At 73.5% G+C, this 16,857-nt stretch carries 15 protein-coding genes; 4 read left to right on the top strand and 11 right to left on the bottom strand.

Annotated elements, in window-relative coordinates; all coding sequences use genetic code 11:
* Positions 1–6 precede the first annotated feature (6 nt).
* From efeB to ACIQCH_RS04810, 6 genes are all read right to left on the bottom strand, one after another.
* Positions 7–1,272 carry an iron uptake transporter deferrochelatase/peroxidase subunit gene (efeB, locus tag ACIQCH_RS04835; protein ID WP_402578283.1) on the bottom strand — a complete coding sequence of 422 codons (1,266 nt, stop codon included), beginning with the start codon at positions 1,270–1,272 and terminating at the stop codon, positions 7–9.
* A gap of 17 nt (positions 1,273–1,289) precedes the next feature.
* Entirely contained in the window at positions 1,290–3,302 is a 2,013-nt protein-coding gene (locus ACIQCH_RS04830) for a copper resistance CopC/CopD family protein (RefSeq protein WP_402577954.1), read from the bottom strand.
* 20 nt (positions 3,303–3,322) lie between these two features.
* Positions 3,323–3,814: a copper chaperone PCu(A)C gene (locus ACIQCH_RS04825; protein WP_402577952.1), complete on the bottom strand. Its 492-nt coding sequence runs from the start codon at positions 3,812–3,814 to the stop codon at positions 3,323–3,325.
* Positions 3,811–4,458 (bottom strand): SCO family protein, encoded by a 648-nt coding sequence (locus tag ACIQCH_RS04820; RefSeq protein ID WP_402577950.1) that lies wholly within the window; start codon positions 4,456–4,458, stop codon positions 3,811–3,813. Before ACIQCH_RS04820 ends, ACIQCH_RS04825 begins: the two co-directional genes overlap by 4 nt.
* Positions 4,459–4,562: 104 nt before the next feature.
* Positions 4,563–5,291 carry a YcnI family protein gene (locus tag ACIQCH_RS04815; RefSeq protein WP_402577948.1) on the bottom strand — a complete coding sequence of 243 codons (729 nt, stop codon included), beginning with the start codon at positions 5,289–5,291 and terminating at the stop codon, positions 4,563–4,565.
* Between the two features lie 101 nt (positions 5,292–5,392).
* On the bottom strand, positions 5,393–6,217 hold the full coding sequence (locus ACIQCH_RS04810) for a hypothetical protein (protein WP_402577946.1): 825 nt from the start codon (positions 6,215–6,217) through the stop codon (positions 5,393–5,395).
* Positions 6,218–6,448: 231 nt separating this feature from the next.
* Here ACIQCH_RS04810 and ACIQCH_RS04805 point away from each other — a divergent pair, with 231 nt between their 5' ends.
* Positions 6,449–6,934 (top strand): ATP-binding protein, encoded by a 486-nt coding sequence (locus ACIQCH_RS04805; RefSeq protein WP_402577944.1) that lies wholly within the window; start codon positions 6,449–6,451, stop codon positions 6,932–6,934.
* Between the two features lie 102 nt (positions 6,935–7,036).
* Here the strand turns inward: ACIQCH_RS04805 and ACIQCH_RS04800 are convergent, their stop codons facing one another.
* Positions 7,037–8,500, bottom strand: coding sequence for an aminopeptidase P family protein (locus tag ACIQCH_RS04800; protein ID WP_402577942.1), 1,464 nt, complete (start codon positions 8,498–8,500; stop codon positions 7,037–7,039).
* A gap of 225 nt (positions 8,501–8,725) precedes the next feature.
* On the bottom strand, positions 8,726–10,141 hold the full coding sequence (locus tag ACIQCH_RS04795) for a PP2C family protein-serine/threonine phosphatase (RefSeq protein WP_402577940.1): 1,416 nt from the start codon (positions 10,139–10,141) through the stop codon (positions 8,726–8,728).
* 491 nt (positions 10,142–10,632) lie between these two features.
* On the opposite strand from ACIQCH_RS04795, the gene ACIQCH_RS04790 reads away from it, so the two are divergent.
* Positions 10,633–11,319 carry a bifunctional DNA primase/polymerase gene (locus ACIQCH_RS04790; protein ID WP_402577938.1) on the top strand — a complete coding sequence of 229 codons (687 nt, stop codon included), beginning with the start codon at positions 10,633–10,635 and terminating at the stop codon, positions 11,317–11,319.
* Between the two features lie 106 nt (positions 11,320–11,425).
* Positions 11,426–12,076: a hypothetical protein gene (locus ACIQCH_RS04785; RefSeq protein ID WP_402577936.1), complete on the top strand. Its 651-nt coding sequence runs from the start codon at positions 11,426–11,428 to the stop codon at positions 12,074–12,076.
* Between the two features lie 201 nt (positions 12,077–12,277).
* Here ACIQCH_RS04785 and ACIQCH_RS04780 read toward each other — a convergent pair whose 3' ends face one another.
* The 3 genes from ACIQCH_RS04780 to ACIQCH_RS04770 all read right to left on the bottom strand — a co-directional run bounded on the left by ACIQCH_RS04780 (position 12,278) and on the right by ACIQCH_RS04770 (position 14,992).
* On the bottom strand, positions 12,278–13,267 hold the full coding sequence (locus ACIQCH_RS04780) for a DUF5926 family protein (RefSeq protein ID WP_402577934.1): 990 nt from the start codon (positions 13,265–13,267) through the stop codon (positions 12,278–12,280).
* 151 nt (positions 13,268–13,418) lie between these two features.
* Positions 13,419–14,087 (bottom strand): ATP-binding protein, encoded by a 669-nt coding sequence (locus ACIQCH_RS04775; RefSeq protein ID WP_402577932.1) that lies wholly within the window; start codon positions 14,085–14,087, stop codon positions 13,419–13,421.
* Positions 14,088–14,161: 74 nt separating this feature from the next.
* On the bottom strand, positions 14,162–14,992 hold the full coding sequence (locus tag ACIQCH_RS04770) for a glycerophosphodiester phosphodiesterase (RefSeq protein WP_402577930.1): 831 nt from the start codon (positions 14,990–14,992) through the stop codon (positions 14,162–14,164).
* A 276-nt stretch (positions 14,993–15,268) separates the two neighbouring features.
* Here ACIQCH_RS04770 and ACIQCH_RS04765 point away from each other — a divergent pair, with 276 nt between their 5' ends.
* A complete protein-coding gene (locus tag ACIQCH_RS04765) occupies positions 15,269–16,786 on the top strand; it encodes a trypsin-like peptidase domain-containing protein (RefSeq protein ID WP_402577928.1) in 1,518 nt (505 codons plus the stop codon).
* Positions 16,787–16,857 lie beyond the last annotated feature (71 nt).

Raw genomic sequence — 16,857 nt, 5'->3', positions numbered from 1 at the left:
AAGCGATCACGCTTCCAACAGGTGCTGGCCGACGTACTCCCCGGCGCGCGGGCCGGGCGGCACCGCGTACAGCCCGCTCGCCTCGTGCCGGACGAACGCCGAGAGCGCGTCCCCGCGGTCGAGCTTGCGCTGGACCGGCACGAAGCCCCGCAGCGGGTCCGCCTGCCAGCAGACGAACAACAGGCCCGCGTCCGGCGTCCCGTCCGGGCCGATCCCGTCGTGGTACGAGAACGGCCGGCGCAGCATCGCCGCCCCGCCGTTCTGCTCCGGGGCCGAGATCCGGGCGTGCGCGTTCGCGGGGATGACCGGCTTGCCGTCCGCCCCGAGCGCGTTCAGGTCCATCTCGGTGGTCTCGGAGCCGCCCGTCAGCGGGGCGCCGTCGGACTTCCGCCGCCCGATCACCTGCTCCTGCTTGCCGGGAGCGAGCCTGTCCCAGTCGTCGAGCAGCATCCGGATGCGACGCACGACGGCGTACGAGCCGCCGCCCATCCACGCGTGTTCGGTCGGGCCCGGCCCGGTGCCGGGGACGAACACCCGGCGGTCGAAGTCGGGCTCGGAGGGCTTGGGGTTGCCTGTGCCGTCGATCTGGCCCATCAGGTTGCGCGCCGTCATCGGCTTGCCCGTCGCGCCGGGCGAGCGGTTGAAGCCGTTCATCTGCCAGCGGACCGCGGCCGCGTCCCCGGCGTCCTTCTGGAGGGTGCGCAGCGCGTGGAAGGCGACGAGCCCGTCGTTCGCGCCGATCTGCACCCACAGGTCGCCGTTGCTGCGCCGGGGGTCGAGGGCGTCTGCGGAGAAGTCAGGCAGCGGGTCCAGGGCCGTGGGGCGGCGGGCGGCCAGCCCCGTGCGGTCGAAGAAGGTCCGGCCGAAGCCGAAGGTGACCGTCAGGGAGCAGGGCCCGGCGTCCAGGGCGATCCCGGTGTCCCCGGAGCCCGCCGGCTCCCCGGCCATCAGCCGCCGTGCGGTCTCCGACCAGCGGCGCAGCAGGGCGGCGGCCTCCTTGCGGCCGGCGCCCGGCTTCAGGTCGAAGGCGACCAGGTGCCCCTTGGCCTGCATCGGGGAGGTGATCCCGGCCTGGTGCTCGCCGTGGAAGGCCGCCTCGGTGGCACCCAACGACGCCAGCGCTCCGGCGGCGGGCCCGCCCGCGGGGTCCTCGCCCCCGGACAGTGCCTGACCCGCCAGCGCGCCGCCGGCCGCGCCCACCACCAGCCCCGCCGCGCCCGCGGCGCCGACGGTGCCCAGCAGCCGTCGCCGGGAGATCTCGATGTCGGTCATGCTCTCGGTCACGCTGGTCAGCCGATCTTCACGTTCTTCTGCACGGTCACTTGGTCGATGTCGGAGGTGCGCACGGTCAGGTCGATGCGCCACTGGCCGGCGAGCGGGAGCTGGACCCCGGACGCCGTCCAGTGTCCGCTGGCGGCGTGGTCGGGCACGAGCGGGAGCGGCCCGATGTCCTTGGCGGGCAGGGTGAAGGCCACCTTCACCTCGGGGGCGTCCAGCGCGCGGCCGTTGGGCCGCTCCAGCCACAGGTGCAGGGTGTTGACCCCGGTCCGGCCCGGGTCCAGGGACAGGCGGGCGGTGCCCCGGCCGTCCTCGCCGCCGGTGTCGAAGGGCAGCGAGAACTTGATGGGGCGGTTGGGCACGGCCGTGGCGCCGGTGCCGCCGGCGGCGGCCTCCAGCTCGGCGGCCCGGCCCGGCTCGGTGCTGGTCAGGATGGTGGTCACGGCCAGCAGGACGACCGCCACCGCGGTCTCCGCCAGGACCGAGCGGCGCAGTCCGGCGCGGTGCGGGTCCGCGTCCCGGCGCTTCTTCTCGCGGGCGGTCGCCAGGACGGCCCGCTGGCGGGCGAGCTGGGCGGCCCGCTCGGGGTCGGCGGGCACCGTCACCGGCTCGGGCTCCGGCGCGGTGTGCTCGGGCAGGTCCGCGGACGTTTCACGTGAAACATCGTCCGCGTCCGCTGCGTCCGCCGTGTCCGCCGGTCCCTCCGCCAGCCGGCCGGTCCACCGCCGGGAGATCGAGGCGATGCCCACCAGCAGCGCCACCAGGCCGACCTTCACGATCAGCAGCTGCCCGTACGACGTTCCGGTCAGGGCCGACCAGCTGCCGAGCTGCCGCCAGGACTGGTACACGCCGGTGGTGGCCAGCACCAGCACGCTGACGAAGGCCACCCGGGAGAACCGCCGTACCGCGGCCCGCTCGAGGTCCGGCACCCGGTACAGGGCCACGACCAGCGTCACGAGCCCGCCCAGCCAGGCGGCCACGGCCAGCAGGTGGGCGATGTCGACGGGCATCGCGATCCCGGGCTGGATCCCGGTGGAGGCGTGCTCGGCCAGCGCCCAGGTGGCCGCGATGCCGCCCGCGACCACGGCGCCGCCGACCGAGAGACCGAAGGTGAGGTCGCTCGTCTCCTTGGCGTGCTGCTCCGCCTCCGGCCCGTCGGGCGCCACCGGTGCGGCGGCCTGCCGGCGTGCGAAGACCCCGAAGAGGACGGCGAGGAACAGCGCTGCCGCGCCCAGCAGCAGCAGCCGCGAGACCAGCGAGGCGCCGGTCTTGGTCTCCAGGACGGCCTTCAGCCCGGCCAGGTCGAAGGCGTCGGCGAACTCGCCCGAGCCCGTGTACGGGTTCCGCAGCGCCAGCATCGCCAGTGTGGCCGCCGTGAGGGTCAGCCAGCCGGTCAGCACGACCCGCTGCACCGGACGCAGCCCGGCCCCGCGCCGCCAGCACAGCAGCACGAACGCCGATCCGCCCACGAGCAGCACGAAGCCCGCGTAGGCGGCGTACCGGGCGATGCCGTAGGCCACGCCCACGGGCCCGCCGCCGGCCTCCTGCTCGGGCAGTGCCACCGAGGTCGTGGACGGTGCGCCGATGGAAAAGGTGAAGGCGCCCGCGACGGGGTGGCTGTCGGCGGAGACCGCCTGCCAGGCCACGGTGTACGTGCCGTTCGGCAGCCCGGAGTGGAGCACGACGCCGTGCTTGATGACGGATCCGTCGCACAGGTTGCGCAGTTCGCCGGTGTCGGCGCGCCTCCCGCTGGGGTCCATGACGCGGATCGAGTCCTCGCCCAGGGCCACCTCCTCGGAGAAGGTGAGGGTGACCTGGGCGGGGGCCGTGGCGACCACCGCCCCGTCCTTCGGGTCGCTGCCGGTCAGCGCGGCGTGCGCCGTCGCCGGGCCGGCGGTGGCGAACAGCGAGCCCAGCAGCGCCACTGCGACGAGCAGCAGCCGGAGCAGCACGGGCCGCCGGAGCCGGCGGAGCTGCCCGAGCCGGTGGAGCTGCCGGGCGGGAACGGGGGCGGTGGCCGTCATGGCGTGGGTTCCTCAGTCCGTCAGTGGTGCGAGGAGGCGGCGGAGTTGTAGGTCCGTTCCTTCACGTCCAGCTCGACCTTGACCGGGTCGGCCTTCTCGAAGTGCAGTTCGACGGTGACCTTGTCGCCGACCTTCGGCTTGCTCTTCAGACCCATGAACATGATGTGGCTGCCGCCGCGCTCCAGCCGGAGCACGCCGTTCGCCGGCACGTCCAGGGACGTGACCTGCTGCATCTTCTGGTTCTTGGTCTCGTGGATCGTGATGTCCCCGGAGAGGGCGCTGGTGACCGAGGTCAGCTTGTCGGCGCTGCCCGAGCCGTTCTTGACGACCAGGAACCCGCCCGCCATGTCGGCGGTGACCGGCTCCGGCATGAACGCGTCGCTCACCGACAGGGCCGGCTTGCCGTCCTTCGCGGTGTCCGACGCGTCGGAGGAGCAGGCGGATATCGCGAACGAGGCGGTCAGCGCGGTGGCGGCGAGGAGAGCGGTACGGAGGGTGGTGCGGCGGTTCACGGGTTCTCCCCCTTGATGAGCTTCGGCAGGTCCTTGGTGTAGTCGTCGGCGGTGGTGTCCTCGCCGTACAGGACGTAGCCCTCGTCGGTCTTGGGGGAGAAGGCGATGACCTGGGCGCCGTGCATCGAGACGATGCTGCCGTCCTTCTCCTTCTTCGGCGGGTCGATGCCGATGCCCATCGAGCGGGCGCCGGCCTGGATCGCCTTGAAGTCGCCGGTCAGGCCGATGAAGCCCGGGTCCTGCGCCTTGAGCCACTTACCCAGCGAGTCGGGGGTGTCCCGCTCGGGGTCCGTGGTGACGAAGACGACCTGGACGGTGTCCTGGTCGGCCTTCGGGAGCGCCTTCTTCGCGATGGCGATGTTGCTCATCGTCAGCGGGCAGACGTCGGGACAGTTGGTGTAGCCGAAGTAGATGAGCGTCGGCTTGCCCTTGGTCCGCGCGCGCAGGTCGAACGACTGGCCGTGGGTGTCCGTCAGGACCAGGTCCGGCTTCTCGAACGGCCGGTCGAGGACGGTGGCGGCCTTCGTCTTCGTCGGCGCGTTCACCTCCGCGACCGGGTTCTTCTCGGTGCCGCCGCCGCAGGCGGACAGCGTGAGTGCGGCCGCCATCGCGAGAGCGGCGGCCGTCACACGTGTGGTGCGCATGGGAGTTTCCCTGGGATCGGGGTGCCCCGGGGGCGGGGCGTCTTGGACGTACGGACGGGCGTACGCGGGGCCGGGGCGGCCGGGCGCACGCCAGGCGTACCGGATCAGCTGGTGCGGCGGCGGGCCAGCACGCCGAAGGCCACGCCGACGACGCCGACGAGGATGCCGGCGATGCCGAGGGCGCGGGCCGTGGTGTCGGAGGCGGACGCGGCCTCGGTGTGCTCGTCCTCGCCCGACTCGTCGTGGGCGTCGGCACCCTTCGCGTCGTCCTTGCCGCCGGTGGTGCCGCCGTGGTGGCCCTCGCCAGTGCCGGTGGCCAGCTTCAGGACGGGGGCGGGGTTCTGCGGCTCGGCCGCGCCTTCCTTGGCCTCCTCGATCCAGCGGACGACCTCGTTGTTGTCGTACGTCTGGACGGCCTTGAAGACGAGCTGGTCGGCGTCCTCGGGCAGCTGGCCCACGGAGAGCGGGAACTGCTGGAAGCGGCCGGCGTTGATCTTGCCGCCGGTCCAGGTGACCTTGGTGACCGCCTCGTTGATCTGCTTGCCGTGGAGGGTCAGCGGCTTGGCGAGCTTGCTCTTGGTGACCTGGACCTGCCAGCCCGGGACGTCCTGCGGCATGACCGAGGCGAGCGGGTGGTCGGCGGGGAAGGTGACCTCGAGCTTGACGGTCGAGGCGTTGTCGCGCTCGTTCGGCACCTTGAAGTTGATGGTGGCGTACGAGCCCTTCTCCGCGGTCCCGGGCTGCACGCTGACGTGCGCGAAGGCGGGGCCGGACAGGAGCAGGACGGAGCCGGCGGCGAGGGCGGCGACGACGGAGGCGCGAGAGGTCTTCATGAAAGGAATCTCCACAGGCAGGGAACGGTGGCCCCGCGCGGACACGCGGGTACGCCGCGGCACCGCCGCTTCCGTGGGGTTCCCCGGGTGCGGGTGCCGCGTCAGGCTGCGAGGGCGTACGCCGCCGGCGGCCCGCGCCTGATCACCGCGTGCAGGAGTGCCTCCGGTACGCCGGCCGGCGCATCGGAGCGGTCCGCGGCCGGGATCCGCCGCGCGGACCCGGGCGCGCCGGGCAGTCCGCGGCGCAGTGCGCGTACGAGGGCCAGCGCGTCCCGCAGGGACCGCACCGGGCCGCACTCGGCGGACAGCCGCACCAGTCGGAACAGGGCCTCGTCGCCGCGCCCGAGCAGCCAGCCCGCGGCGAGCGCGGCCAGCAGGTGCCCGAGGAGCATGGGCAGCGTGAACAGTCCGGCGGACGGCACGGCGGCCGCGCCCTCCGTCATCCGCCCGGCGTCCCACAAGTGCCCGGCGCCCATGACGTGACCGGCGTGCACGTGCACCTGTCCGGCGGCCGACGCCGGGTCGATCCCGGCCGTGTACAGCACCTGCCGTGCCTGGGCCGCACTGAGCGGGACGGTGTTGCCGCCGCAGATCAGCCGGGCCGCGAGGGCGGCGAGGTCGGTGTCGGTGCCGGTCGCCGGCCGCGCTGCGGCGGTGTGCTGGCCGAGGCCGAAGAGGCCGTGCAGGACGAGCTGGCCGCCGGCCAGGGCGCCCGCGATCGCCGGCAGCGACCGGCGCCGCCCGGCGAGCGGCGCCGCGCACGCGAACACCGCCAGGAAGCCCGCGCACAGCGCCCACCAGGGCACCGTCGCGCAGGAGGCCAGCACGTGTCCCACCGCGGACAGCACGACGCAGACCGCGGTGAACACCGCGGCCCGGATGAGCCGCAGACCGGCTCCGGCGCGCATCGGGCGGGGGGTAGGCATGGCCGGGCCATCATCGCACTGCGCCCCGGGCCTGCCTACGGCAGGGGCGTGCCCGGTCCGTCGCACATGCGCACGTTCGTGCCCGTACCTCCGGGCCGTTCGTCCTTTTACCTCGCGACCGGGGGTGTGCGCATCGGCCAAATGAGCGTTCTCGGACCCTCGAGGGGCTTACCTCTGAGTGAGGGGGGCAATACGTAACGGTATGTCGAGCCGCGGCCAGGAGGCAGGAGCATGAGCATCTGGTGGTCCCTCCATCTGCGGCGTGAGGCCGCGAGCGTGCCGCTCGCCCGGCGCCTGCTGCTGGGGACGATGGAGACCGCGGGGGTGGATCCGGATGTCTCGTACGACCTGTCCGTGGCCCTCACCGAAGCCTGTGCCAACGCCGTGGAGCACGGCGGGGGCCGGGGCGCCCACGGGATCTCCGAGGCCTACCGGGTCACCGCGTACCTGGACGGGGACACCTGCCGGATCGAGGTGACCGACTCCGGCCCGGGCTTCCCCGCCCACCTGGGACGCAGAACCGGTGACCGGGTCGGGGCCGCCGGCGCCGTCGGGCCGGCCGGGCCCGCGGAGACCGCCGAGCACGGTCGGGGCCTCGGGTTGATCGAGGAGCTCGCCGACCACGTCCGGTTCCGCAACCGGCCGGGCTGCGGCGCGGTGGTCAGCTTCGACAAGATCCTCAAGTGGCGCGAGGGCGCACTGCTGAAGGTCTCCTGAGGGGCCGGTCCCCCGGGGAGTCCGGACGTTTCACGTGAAACGCCGGTGGGCGGGGACCAAGAGGTCCCCGCCCACCGGCGTCTGCACGGTCCGGGCCGCGGATCAGCCCTTCAGGCGGGCCATCCACGCCTCGACCTCGTCGGACCGGCGCGGCAGGCCGGCCGACAGGTTCCGGTTGCCGTCCTCGGTGACGAGGATGTCGTCCTCGATCCGGACGCCGATGCCGCGGTACTCCTCCGGCACGGTCAGGTCGTCGGCCTGGAAGTACAGGCCCGGCTCCACGGTCAGGCACATGCCCGGCTCCAGGGTGCCGTCGACGTAGGCCTCGGTACGGGCGGCGGCGCAGTCGTGCACGTCCATGCCGAGCATGTGGCCGGTGCCGTGCAGGGTCCAGCGGCGCTGCAGGCCCAGCTCCAGGACGCGCTCGACCGGGCCCTCCAGCAGGCCCCACTCGACGAGCTTCTCGGCCAGCACGTGCTGCGAGGCGTCGTGGAAGTCGCGGAACTTGGCGCCCGGCTTCACGGCCGCGATGCCGGCCTCCTGGGACTCGTACACGGCGTCGTAGATCTTGCGCTGGATGTCGGTGTACGTGCCGTTGATCGGCAGCGTGCGGGTGACGTCCGCGGTGTAGAGCGAGTGCGTCTCCACGCCGGCGTCGAGCAGCAGCAGGTCGCCGGAGCGGACCGCGCCGTCGTTGCGGACCCAGTGCAGGGTGCAGGCGTGGGCGCCGGCCGCGCAGATGGAGCCGTAGCCGACGTCGTTGCCCTCGACGCGGGCGCGCAGGAAGAAGGTGCCCTCGATGTAGCGCTCGCTGGTGGCCTCGGCCTTGTCGAGGACCTTCACCACGTCCTCGAAGCCGCGGACGGTGGAGTCGACGGCCTTCTGCAGCTCGCCGATCTCGAACTCGTCCTTCACGGCACGCGCCTCGGACAGGTAGACCCGCAGCTCCTCGTCGCGCTCGGCGGTGACCTTGTCGGTCAGCGCCTCCTCGATGACGGAGTCGTGGCCGCGGACGTTGCGCACCGGGCCGGTGGCTTCCTTCAGGGCGTCGGCGACGGTGCGCACGTCCTTCACCGGGATGCCCAGCAGCTGCTCGGCCTCGGTGAGGGAGTGGCGGCGGCCGACCCACAGCTCGCCCTGGCCGGAGAGCCAGAACTCGCCGTTCTCGCGGTCGGAGCGGGGCAGCAGGTACAGCGTGGCGGTGTGGCCCGTCTCGCCGGCGGGCTCCAGGACCAGGACGCCGTTCTCGGTCTGGTCGCCGGTGAGGTACGCGTACTCGGTCGACGCGCGGAAGGGGTACTCGGTGTCGTTCGACCGGGTCTTCAGGCGGCCGGCGGCGATCACCAGGCGGTCGCCCGGGAAGCGCTGGGAGAGGGCCTCGCGGCGCGCGGCGGTGTGCCCGGCCTGCGCGATCGGCTCCAGGCCGTGCAGCTCGGTGTCCGCCCAGCCGGTGCGCATGCTCTCGGCGAGCTCGTCGGAGACGCCCGGGTACAGACCGTTCTTCCGCTGCTTGATCTTCTTCGGCTGCTCTTCTTCCGGGGTCTCCGGGGTGAGCTCGTCAGCCACGTCTTCTCCTCAGCTGCTACGACACGGACCGGGTGCGGACCTCGTCCATCGTATGTGCGAGAGGAAGACGACCGGCAAGGCTGTGACAAACCAGTCAAATCTGGACACGGGTCGACCCCGGGCGCGGGGGCGCCCGGGGTCGGGTCCGGAGCGGCGCACGGGTGCGGCGCGGGGTGGGGCGCGGTCGGGTCGGCGTGGGTGCGGGCACCCGGCCGGGGGCGGGCCTCAGTCGAAGCAGGCGGCGAGCAGCACGATGTCCTCGGCCGAGTCCGCCTCGTCCGCCCCGTCCGGCAGCACGGTCCGCAGCACGTGGTCGCAGATGCCGGCCGGGTCGTCCCGGACGGCCCGCGGCACGCTCGCGGCCGCCGCGTGCAGCCGGGCGAAGGCCCGGTCCATGGAGTCGCCGGTGCGCTGCAGCAGTCCGTCGGTGTAGAGAAGCACCGTTTCTCCGGGGCCCGGCTCCAGCTCGACGCTGGGCGCCTCCCAGCACGAGAGCATCCCCAGCGGCGCGGAGAGGGAGGTCTCGATGAACTCGGTCCGGCGGTCCCCGATCAGCAGGGGCGGTGTGTGCCCGGCCCCGGCCAGCACGATCTTGCGGCGGGCGGGCTCGCAGTAGGCGAAGAGCGCGGTGGCCGAGCGGGCCGGCTCGGTCAGCCGCAGCAGCAGCTCCAGGTCGGACAGGACGGCGACCGGGTCCTCGCCCTCCATCACCGCGTACGCGCGCAGCGAGGCCCGCAGCCGGCCCATCGCCGCGACCGCACTGGGCCCGGAGCCGGTGACCGAGCCGACGGCCAGGCCCAGGGCGCCCTCGGGCAGCGGCAGTGCGTCGTACCAGTCGCCGCCGCCGCGCGGTCCGGTGCGGTGCCGGGCGGCCAGCCGCACGCCGGAGACCCTGGGCAGCCGGCTGGGCAGCAGCTCCTCCGCGATGGTGCGCAGGCGGGTCCGGGAGCGCTCGACCTCCAGCAGCCGGGCCGTGTGCTCGGCGGCGTGGCGGACGTAGAGGCCGACGAGGTGGCGCTGGCGCTCGACGGGCTCGGCGTGCTCGTCGTAGAGCCAGACGACGGCGCCGAGGCGGCCCGCGGTCTCGGTGGCGAGGGGGAGGGCGTAGCTGGCGGCGTAGCCCAGCCGGGCGGCCACCTCGCGGTACCGGGGGTCGACGGGCGGGGCGTATCCGCCCTGCCCCGCGGCCGGTTCGGAGTCGGGGAGCTGCTCGGCGCCGCCCTGGGCGTCGGGCAGCCCGTCGAGGATGCGCCCGTACGAGGTGGCGCTGCGCGGCACCGTCTCGATGTGCCCGAGGTCGGCGTGGCCCAGGCCCAGGCCGATGGTGGTGGTGGGGCCCTGCCCGTCGGCGGGTTCGAGGACGACGAGGCCGCGGCGGGCGCCGACCAGGGCGGCGCCGGCGCGCAGCAGCTCCTGGAGGGCGGCGTCGAGGTCACCGGTGCGCGTGAGGCGTTCGGTGAGCTCGTGCAGCGTGGTGAGGTCCGAAACCCAGCCGGCGAGGCGGTCCTGGATGACCGTGCCGGGGGCGGCCGCGGGGGGTGTGGCGGGGGCGGGGCGGGCGGACGCGGGCGCGACAGTGTGCGGGGCGGCCGGAACGGCAGGATCGATTCCAGCCACTTTCGGTGGATGCGGGGCGCTCATGGCAGCCGCCTTTCCACCTGGTGCGATTCGCCATAAAACATCGCGACCCCCAGATCAATCTGCGCCGCCATCAATGGGTCCACATCTACACGCAGATGTGGACGGATGTCCAGCATTGCCCAGGTGGGAATCCTGGTGTCCGAGGGGCGACAACTCACTGTCGGGTCAAGGCTCAAACTTGGCCGAAAAATACCCGGAGGGGACGTCTTTTGCGGTCGACTGAACTGGGTCAGCAGAGCGTCATATCGTGCGTGACGGGTACGTAAACGGTGATGGCCCAGGGCAGTTGACGAGTCCCTGGAACCAGACGGCGCGAGTCGCGCGTCGGCCACACCGGGCGTTGTACGGACCCCGTAAGCCAGCAGGAAAACTGCACGAACCGCGTAATCCTCATCAAGCGGACAAGTGGCACGAAACGTGTACGTGTGGTGAAACACCGGATACATGGTGTGATGTGGCCCTCGGCGTTCAACGGAAAGGAACGAGCGCTCATGCGCGAGATCCTCGGAAGGCGTCTCCAGCGACTCCGGCTCGTTCGGCGCGGCGGACCGTCCGTCCTCCTCGACGCGGCGCTCACCTGCGCCACCGCGTGGCAGTGGCCCGTGCTCCCGGGCGTGGGCCTGGCCCCCGGCGGCCCGGCCGCCCGCGGCGTACGGTGCGCCTGCCCCGACCCCGACTGCGTGGTGCCCGGCGCCCACCCCCTCGACCCCGGCCTGCTCGCGGCCACCACCGACGCGCGGATGGTGCGCTGGTGGTGGACCAACCGCCCGGCCGCTCCGCTGCTCCTCGCGACCGGCGGCCGCGCGCCGTGCGCGGTCAGCCTGCCGCTGGGCGCCGGCGCCGGGGCCCTGACCCGGCTCGACCGCATGGGCATGCGCCTGGGCCCGGTGGTCGCCACCCCCACCCGGATGGCGCTGCTCGTCGCCCCGTACTCGATGGAACGGCTCGGTGAGCTGCTCTACGTCAAGGACCGGGTCCCGAGCTCGCTGCGCTTCCACGGCGAGGGCGGCTACCTGCCGCTGCCGCCGACCACGGCCGGGAACGGCCCGGTGCGGTGGGAGCGGGCGCCGCTGGCCGGCTCGGCGCGACCCTGGCTGCCGGACGTCGAGGCGGTGGTCGACGCGCTGGTGGAGGCCAGCACCTCGGCCCCCGGCGGCGGCAGCCGACTGGCGTACTGACACGGCCCGCAGCCGCTCACTCGAACGGGTGTGAGCGGGGGCCAGTTCCAAGGGAATCGGGCGCGCGGCCGTCCGGCGGCGCGCCCCGCGTCGCTATGTTCGCCGGATGAACCTCCGCCTGGTCGGCATCAGCGCCGGCGTGCTGGTCGCCCTGGCCCTCCCGCTCGCCGCGGCGACGGCCGGACCGCTGTCGGACGGCGGCGGCGGACTGCTCACCTCGCTCGGGCTGCGGGGCCCCGCCGGGGGCGGTGACGCGGAGCGGACCGGGGGCGCCGGGCACCCCGCGGGCCGGGGCGGGTCGGCGCGCGACGCGGACGGCCGCGCACCCGGGCATCCGGGCGGTGCCCCCGCCGGTCGGGGCGACGGTGCCCCGCGTCGGGCGGCGGAGCCCGGACCGGACGGAGTGCCCGTCGCGAGGACCCGGTGCGGTCCCGAGCTGTCCTCCCCCGAGGGGGTGGAGGGGCAGACGTGCGTCCTGGCCGACTCCGGCGACACGTGGGGGCGAACGTACTACCGCAACGCCACCGGACGTCCGCTGGACGCGGTGCTCACGCTCATGGCCCCCGGCGGACGGACCGTGCAGATCCGCTGTGCGGTGGCGGCAGGGGACGAACCGGGGATCTGCGAGACCCCGCGGGAGGTCTCCGCGGGCGGGTCCGACGCGTACTCGGCCGTAGCGGAATTCGCGGTACCGGAGGAGGATGGTCCGCTTCTTCTGCGGGCCGGAAGCAACTCCGGAGCGGCGCCGGAGGGTTAAATGAAAGGCCCGGTCGCTGGCGACGGGGGATGCACCAGCGACCGGGCTACAAGAACCGTAACAAGAGATCGCTCGTTCGCAAATTCGATCTCGGATATTCGGACAGTCGATTTGCCTCCGATTAGCGGGAGTTGTGACCCGAGTCACCAAACCGGGCGGTCGGGAACACCACCCCCGCCGACGACCTCCGCGCCGTCCGGGTCAGCTCAGGGTGACCTGGCGGTTCGTCAGGCCGCCGCGCGCCCGGCGCTCTTCCGCCGTGAGCGGCTCGTCCGAGGCCAGGGCCTGCGCGAGCCGCTCCGCGAACTGCGCCGCGGGCTTCTCGACGTCGGCCGCGGTGGTCCCGGTGGGCAGGTCCCAGACCGGCACCATGAGGCCGTGGGCACGGAAGGAGCCGACCAGGCGGGTGCCCTCGCCGAGCGAGGTCTCGCCCGCCGCGTGCAGCCTGGCCAATGCGTCGAGGAGCTTCTCCTCGGCGTGCGGCATGACCCAGCGCAGGTGGTTCTTCTCGGGGGTCTCGCACCAGTACGCGGCGTCGACGCCGGTGAGCTTCACGGTCGGGATGGCCGCCGCGTTGGCCCGCTCGAGGGAGGCGGCGATCTCCGGGGAGGCGGTCTGGGAGGCCTCGGATTCCGGAATCCAGAATTCGAATCCGGTATGCACAACCGGCTCGAAAACGCCGTCCTGGTCCAGGAGATCCTGAAGTCGGGGGCCGTCCTGGGGGACTCGTCGCGGGGCGACCGGAGTTCCCGGTTCCGCCACGAGGGCGCGCTCCAGGGTGTCCGCGAGATCGCGGCCGAGGTCGCCCGAAGACGTGTCGTTCTGCAAACCGAGCAGCACCGAGCCGTCCTCGCGGCGCAGCGCCGGCCACGCCATCGGCAGGACGGTCGCGAGCGTCACGGCGGGTACGCCGTCGGGGAGTCCGCCCTTGAGGGGGAGCTCCACCGTGGCGGCCGGGACCAGTTCGCGCAGCGCGACCCAGTCGCACTCGGCGGGCAGGCCCTCGAACGGGCGACGGACCAGCTCGGTCACGGCGTGCGCGGCGGCACGGCCGTGACAGGCCTTGTAGCGGCGGCCGGAGCCGCAGGGGCACGGCTCGCGGGCGCCCACCACCGGGATCTCCCCATCCGTGAGCTGCGGCTTTCCGCCCTTGGGCTGGGACCCCCCGGTCTGGGGACGCTTCTTGGCCATCGTGGGTGTCTCCCGGTTGTGGCAGTCGTGCTGAGGCTCTGTCGGCGCGAGCCTAGCCGTTCGTACCGGGAACCCGGCGCGGGCGAGGACCGGAACGCGAAATTCGGCGTTCGGGTGTCGCCCGCCTCCGGCGGGGGCGTGTCACGGTCCGTCAGCGCCGGCGCGCGGGCGGCGCCTGCCATCGGTCCGGCGCCAACGGGCAGGACTCCAGCCCGTCGAAGGCGGTGATGGCCGTGACGGCCGTGACGAACCCGAGAGGGGGCGCGGTGACGCGCGTAGCGAGATCGTCATGAGGGTGCCCGGCGTCGATCGTCACCCACACCGTGACCTCGCCGGCCGCTCCGTCGCGCACGCCCCAGTCCTGGGCGAGCGCGCCGATGATGTTCAGCCCGCGGCCGCCCCGCGCGGTGACCGAGGGCGTCGAGGGGACCGGCCGGGTCGGCCCGCCCCCGTCCGTCACCTCGACGGTCAGACCGCCGAACGCGTCGACCCGCCAGGCCGCGCGCACGTCTCCGTCGCCCACGTCGTTCGAGCCCAGCGGCCTGCCGTGTCGGCAGGCGTTGCTGAGCAGCTCGGAAAGGATCAGAACCGCATCGTCGACGACCGATTCCGACACCCCGCTCAGACGCAGCTGCTCGCGCATCCGGTGTCTTGCCGTCCCCACGCCCGCCGGGCCATGGGGTACGGCCATGCTCGACGACGTGGGCACTTCCTGTGCCACCACCAGCGCCACCCCCGCAACCTCCTTAGCCCCACGCCAAGGTCTGGATGCCCCAATGGCCTGGACCGGAAACCGGGCGATCGGGGCCCCCTGACGCATTCATGACCATCGAATGCGGAGCGGATGCGCCGGAGCACGCCCTGTCACGGGTGGGGAGGGGGCAACTGGTGTGATTAGCGACCGAGTTGGGACAGAACCTGTCGGGGTCGGTTGGTAATGATGGCTTCCACACCCAGATCCGCGCAGAGCTGAACATCTTCGGGCTCGTTCACGGTCCACACGTGGACCCGGTGTCCCTGGGCCTGGAGCTTCTTGACGAACCCGGGGTGGTTGCGGACGATCCGCATCCCCGGACCGGCGATCCGCACCCCGGCCGGCAGCCGCCCGTCGCGCATCCGCGGCGAGATGAACTGCATCAGGTAGACGGTCGGGATCGTCGGCGCCGCCGCCCGCACCCGGTGCAGCGAGCGGGCCGAGAAGCTCATGATCCGCACCGGCGAGGGGCCGTCGGCCGGCGGGGCGTCCAGCCCGAAGCGCTTGAGCAGCAGGAGCAGCCGCTCCTCCACCTGTCCGGCCCAGCGCGTGGGGTGCTTCGTCTCGATGGCCAGGTCGACCGGCCGCCCGGCGTCCGAGACCAGCTCCAGCAGCCGCTCCAGGGTGAGCACCGAGGTGCGCTCCGGGTCGGGCTCCCCCGTGCCGTCCGCGTCCCAGTCGGGCGACTCGTCGCGGTCCTTCCACGATCCGAAGTCGAGCGCCGCCAGTTCGGCCAGCTCCAGCGCGGACACCGCTCCGCGCCCGTTCGACGTACGGTTGACCCGCCGGTCGTGGACCAGGACGAGGTGGCCGTCGGCGGTCAGCCGCACATCGCACTCCAGCGCGTCGGCGCCGTGCTCGATGGCCTTGCGGTAGGCGGCCAGCGTGTGCTCGGGGGCCTCCTCGGAAGCGCCGCGGTGGGCGACGACCTGGATGGGCCGGAGTGCGGTCTGCTGCGGTGCGTGGGTCACGGCGTCATGGTGCCACCCGGCAGGGGTGCGGTGCCGCCCCGCGCATGGACGGCGGGTGTCCGGGGGCCGTCGGCGAGGTGCCGGTGGACGCCTGGAGATGCGCCGGAAATGTCGGAGATAAAGGATGGCGGCGGGACGCACAGCTCCGGCTTACAGTGCTCTGACAGTGCCTGGGAAAAGCTGTTCCCCGGGATCGTGCGAGCCCGATCGCCGTCGCGGCAGCCGTCGCGGCGCCCCGACCGTACCTGCCTGACCGTGTGTGACGAGGAGAGAGCCGTGAGCACCGAGAACGAGGGCACCGCGTCCCCGACGCCCCAGAATGCCCCGTCCGCGCCCCCCGCGCCGGTGGACCCTCCCGCCTCCGGCCCCGCTCCCGAGGCCCCCACGCAGCAGCTGCCCCCGACCCCGGAGTCCTCGACCCAGCAGCTGCCCCCGACCCCCGAGCACCCGACCCGGCAGCTGCCCCCGGCCCCGGCCGGGCAGCCCGCGGACGCGACCGTGCCGCCCGTACCGCCGACCGGCCCGCAGCCCGCCGCGGCCGGTTCCCCGTACGCCCACCAGGGCGCCCAGGGCGGCGGCGACTGGCCCCCCGCCCCGCCGGCCGTGCCCGGGTACACGGGCGGCGCCGGCGGCGGCGACGTCTGGGGCGCGCCGCACGCGGCGCCGGCCCCCAAGGGCAAGGGCCGCGGCGGCCTGGTCGCCGCCGTGCTGGCCGCGGCCCTGATCGCCGGCGGCGTCGGCGGCACGCTCGGTTACCTGCTCGCCGGGGGCAGCGGCTCCGCCACCGGCTCGACCACCGTCAGCGCCAGCGAGGTGCCCCAGGCGCTCCGGCGCGCCCCCAACTCGGTCGCGGGCCTGGCGGCCCACGCCCTGCCGAGCGTCGTCACCATCGAGGCGCAGGGCGGCGACGGCGAGGGCGGCACCGGCACCGGGTTCGTCTACGACCAGCAGGGCCACATCCTGACCAATAACCACGTGGTCGCCTCCGCGGCCGACGGCGGCAAGCTCTCGGCGACGTTCTCGAACGGCCGGAAGTACGAGGCCGAGGTCATCGGCCGGGCCCAGGGCTACGACGTGGCCGTCCTGAAGCTGAAGAACCCGCCCTCCGGGCTGGTCCCGCTGCCGCTGGGCGACTCGGACAAGGTGGCGGTCGGCGACCCGACCATCGCCATCGGCGCCCCGTTCGGCCTGTCCAACACCGTGACCACCGGCATCGTCAGCGCCAAGAACCGCCCGGTGGCCTCCGGCGACGGCAGCGGCGGCAAGAACTCGTACATGAGCGCCCTGCAGACGGACGCCTCGATCAACCCCGGCAACTCCGGCGGCCCGCTGCTCGACGGCCGCGGCGCGGTCATCGGCATCAACTCCGCCATCCAGTCGGCGGGCAACGGAGGCCTCGGCGCGTCGCAGTCCGGCTCGATCGGCCTCGGCTTCGCCATCCCGATCAACCAGGCGAGGAACGTCGCCGAGCAGCTGATCAAGACGGGCCGGCCGGTCTACCCGATCATCGGCGTGTCCGTGGACCTCCAGGCCCGCGGCGAGGGCGCGAAGATCTCGTCCCAGGGCGTCGGGGGCGGCGACCCGGTCACCCCCGGCGGCCCGGCGGCCAAGGCGGGTCTGAAGCCGGGCGACGTGATCACCCAGCTCGGCGGCAAGCCGATCGACAGCGGCCCGACCCTGATCAGTGAGATCTGGACCTACCGGCCCGGCGACACCGTCAAGGTCACCTACCTCCGCGACGGCAAGCCGCACACCGCGGACCTGACCCTCGGCTCGCACGAGGGCGACCGGTAGGTCGTGGCGCACGACCCGGCCTGAACCGACGGGGCCGTAGGCGGGATTCCGTCTACGGCCCCTTGAAACGT

It is taken from the genome of Streptomyces sp. NPDC093225 (genome assembly GCF_044753805.1).
Classification (GTDB): domain Bacteria; phylum Actinomycetota; class Actinomycetes; order Streptomycetales; family Streptomycetaceae; genus Streptomyces.
This window is presented reverse-complemented; position numbering and strand designations above follow the sequence as displayed.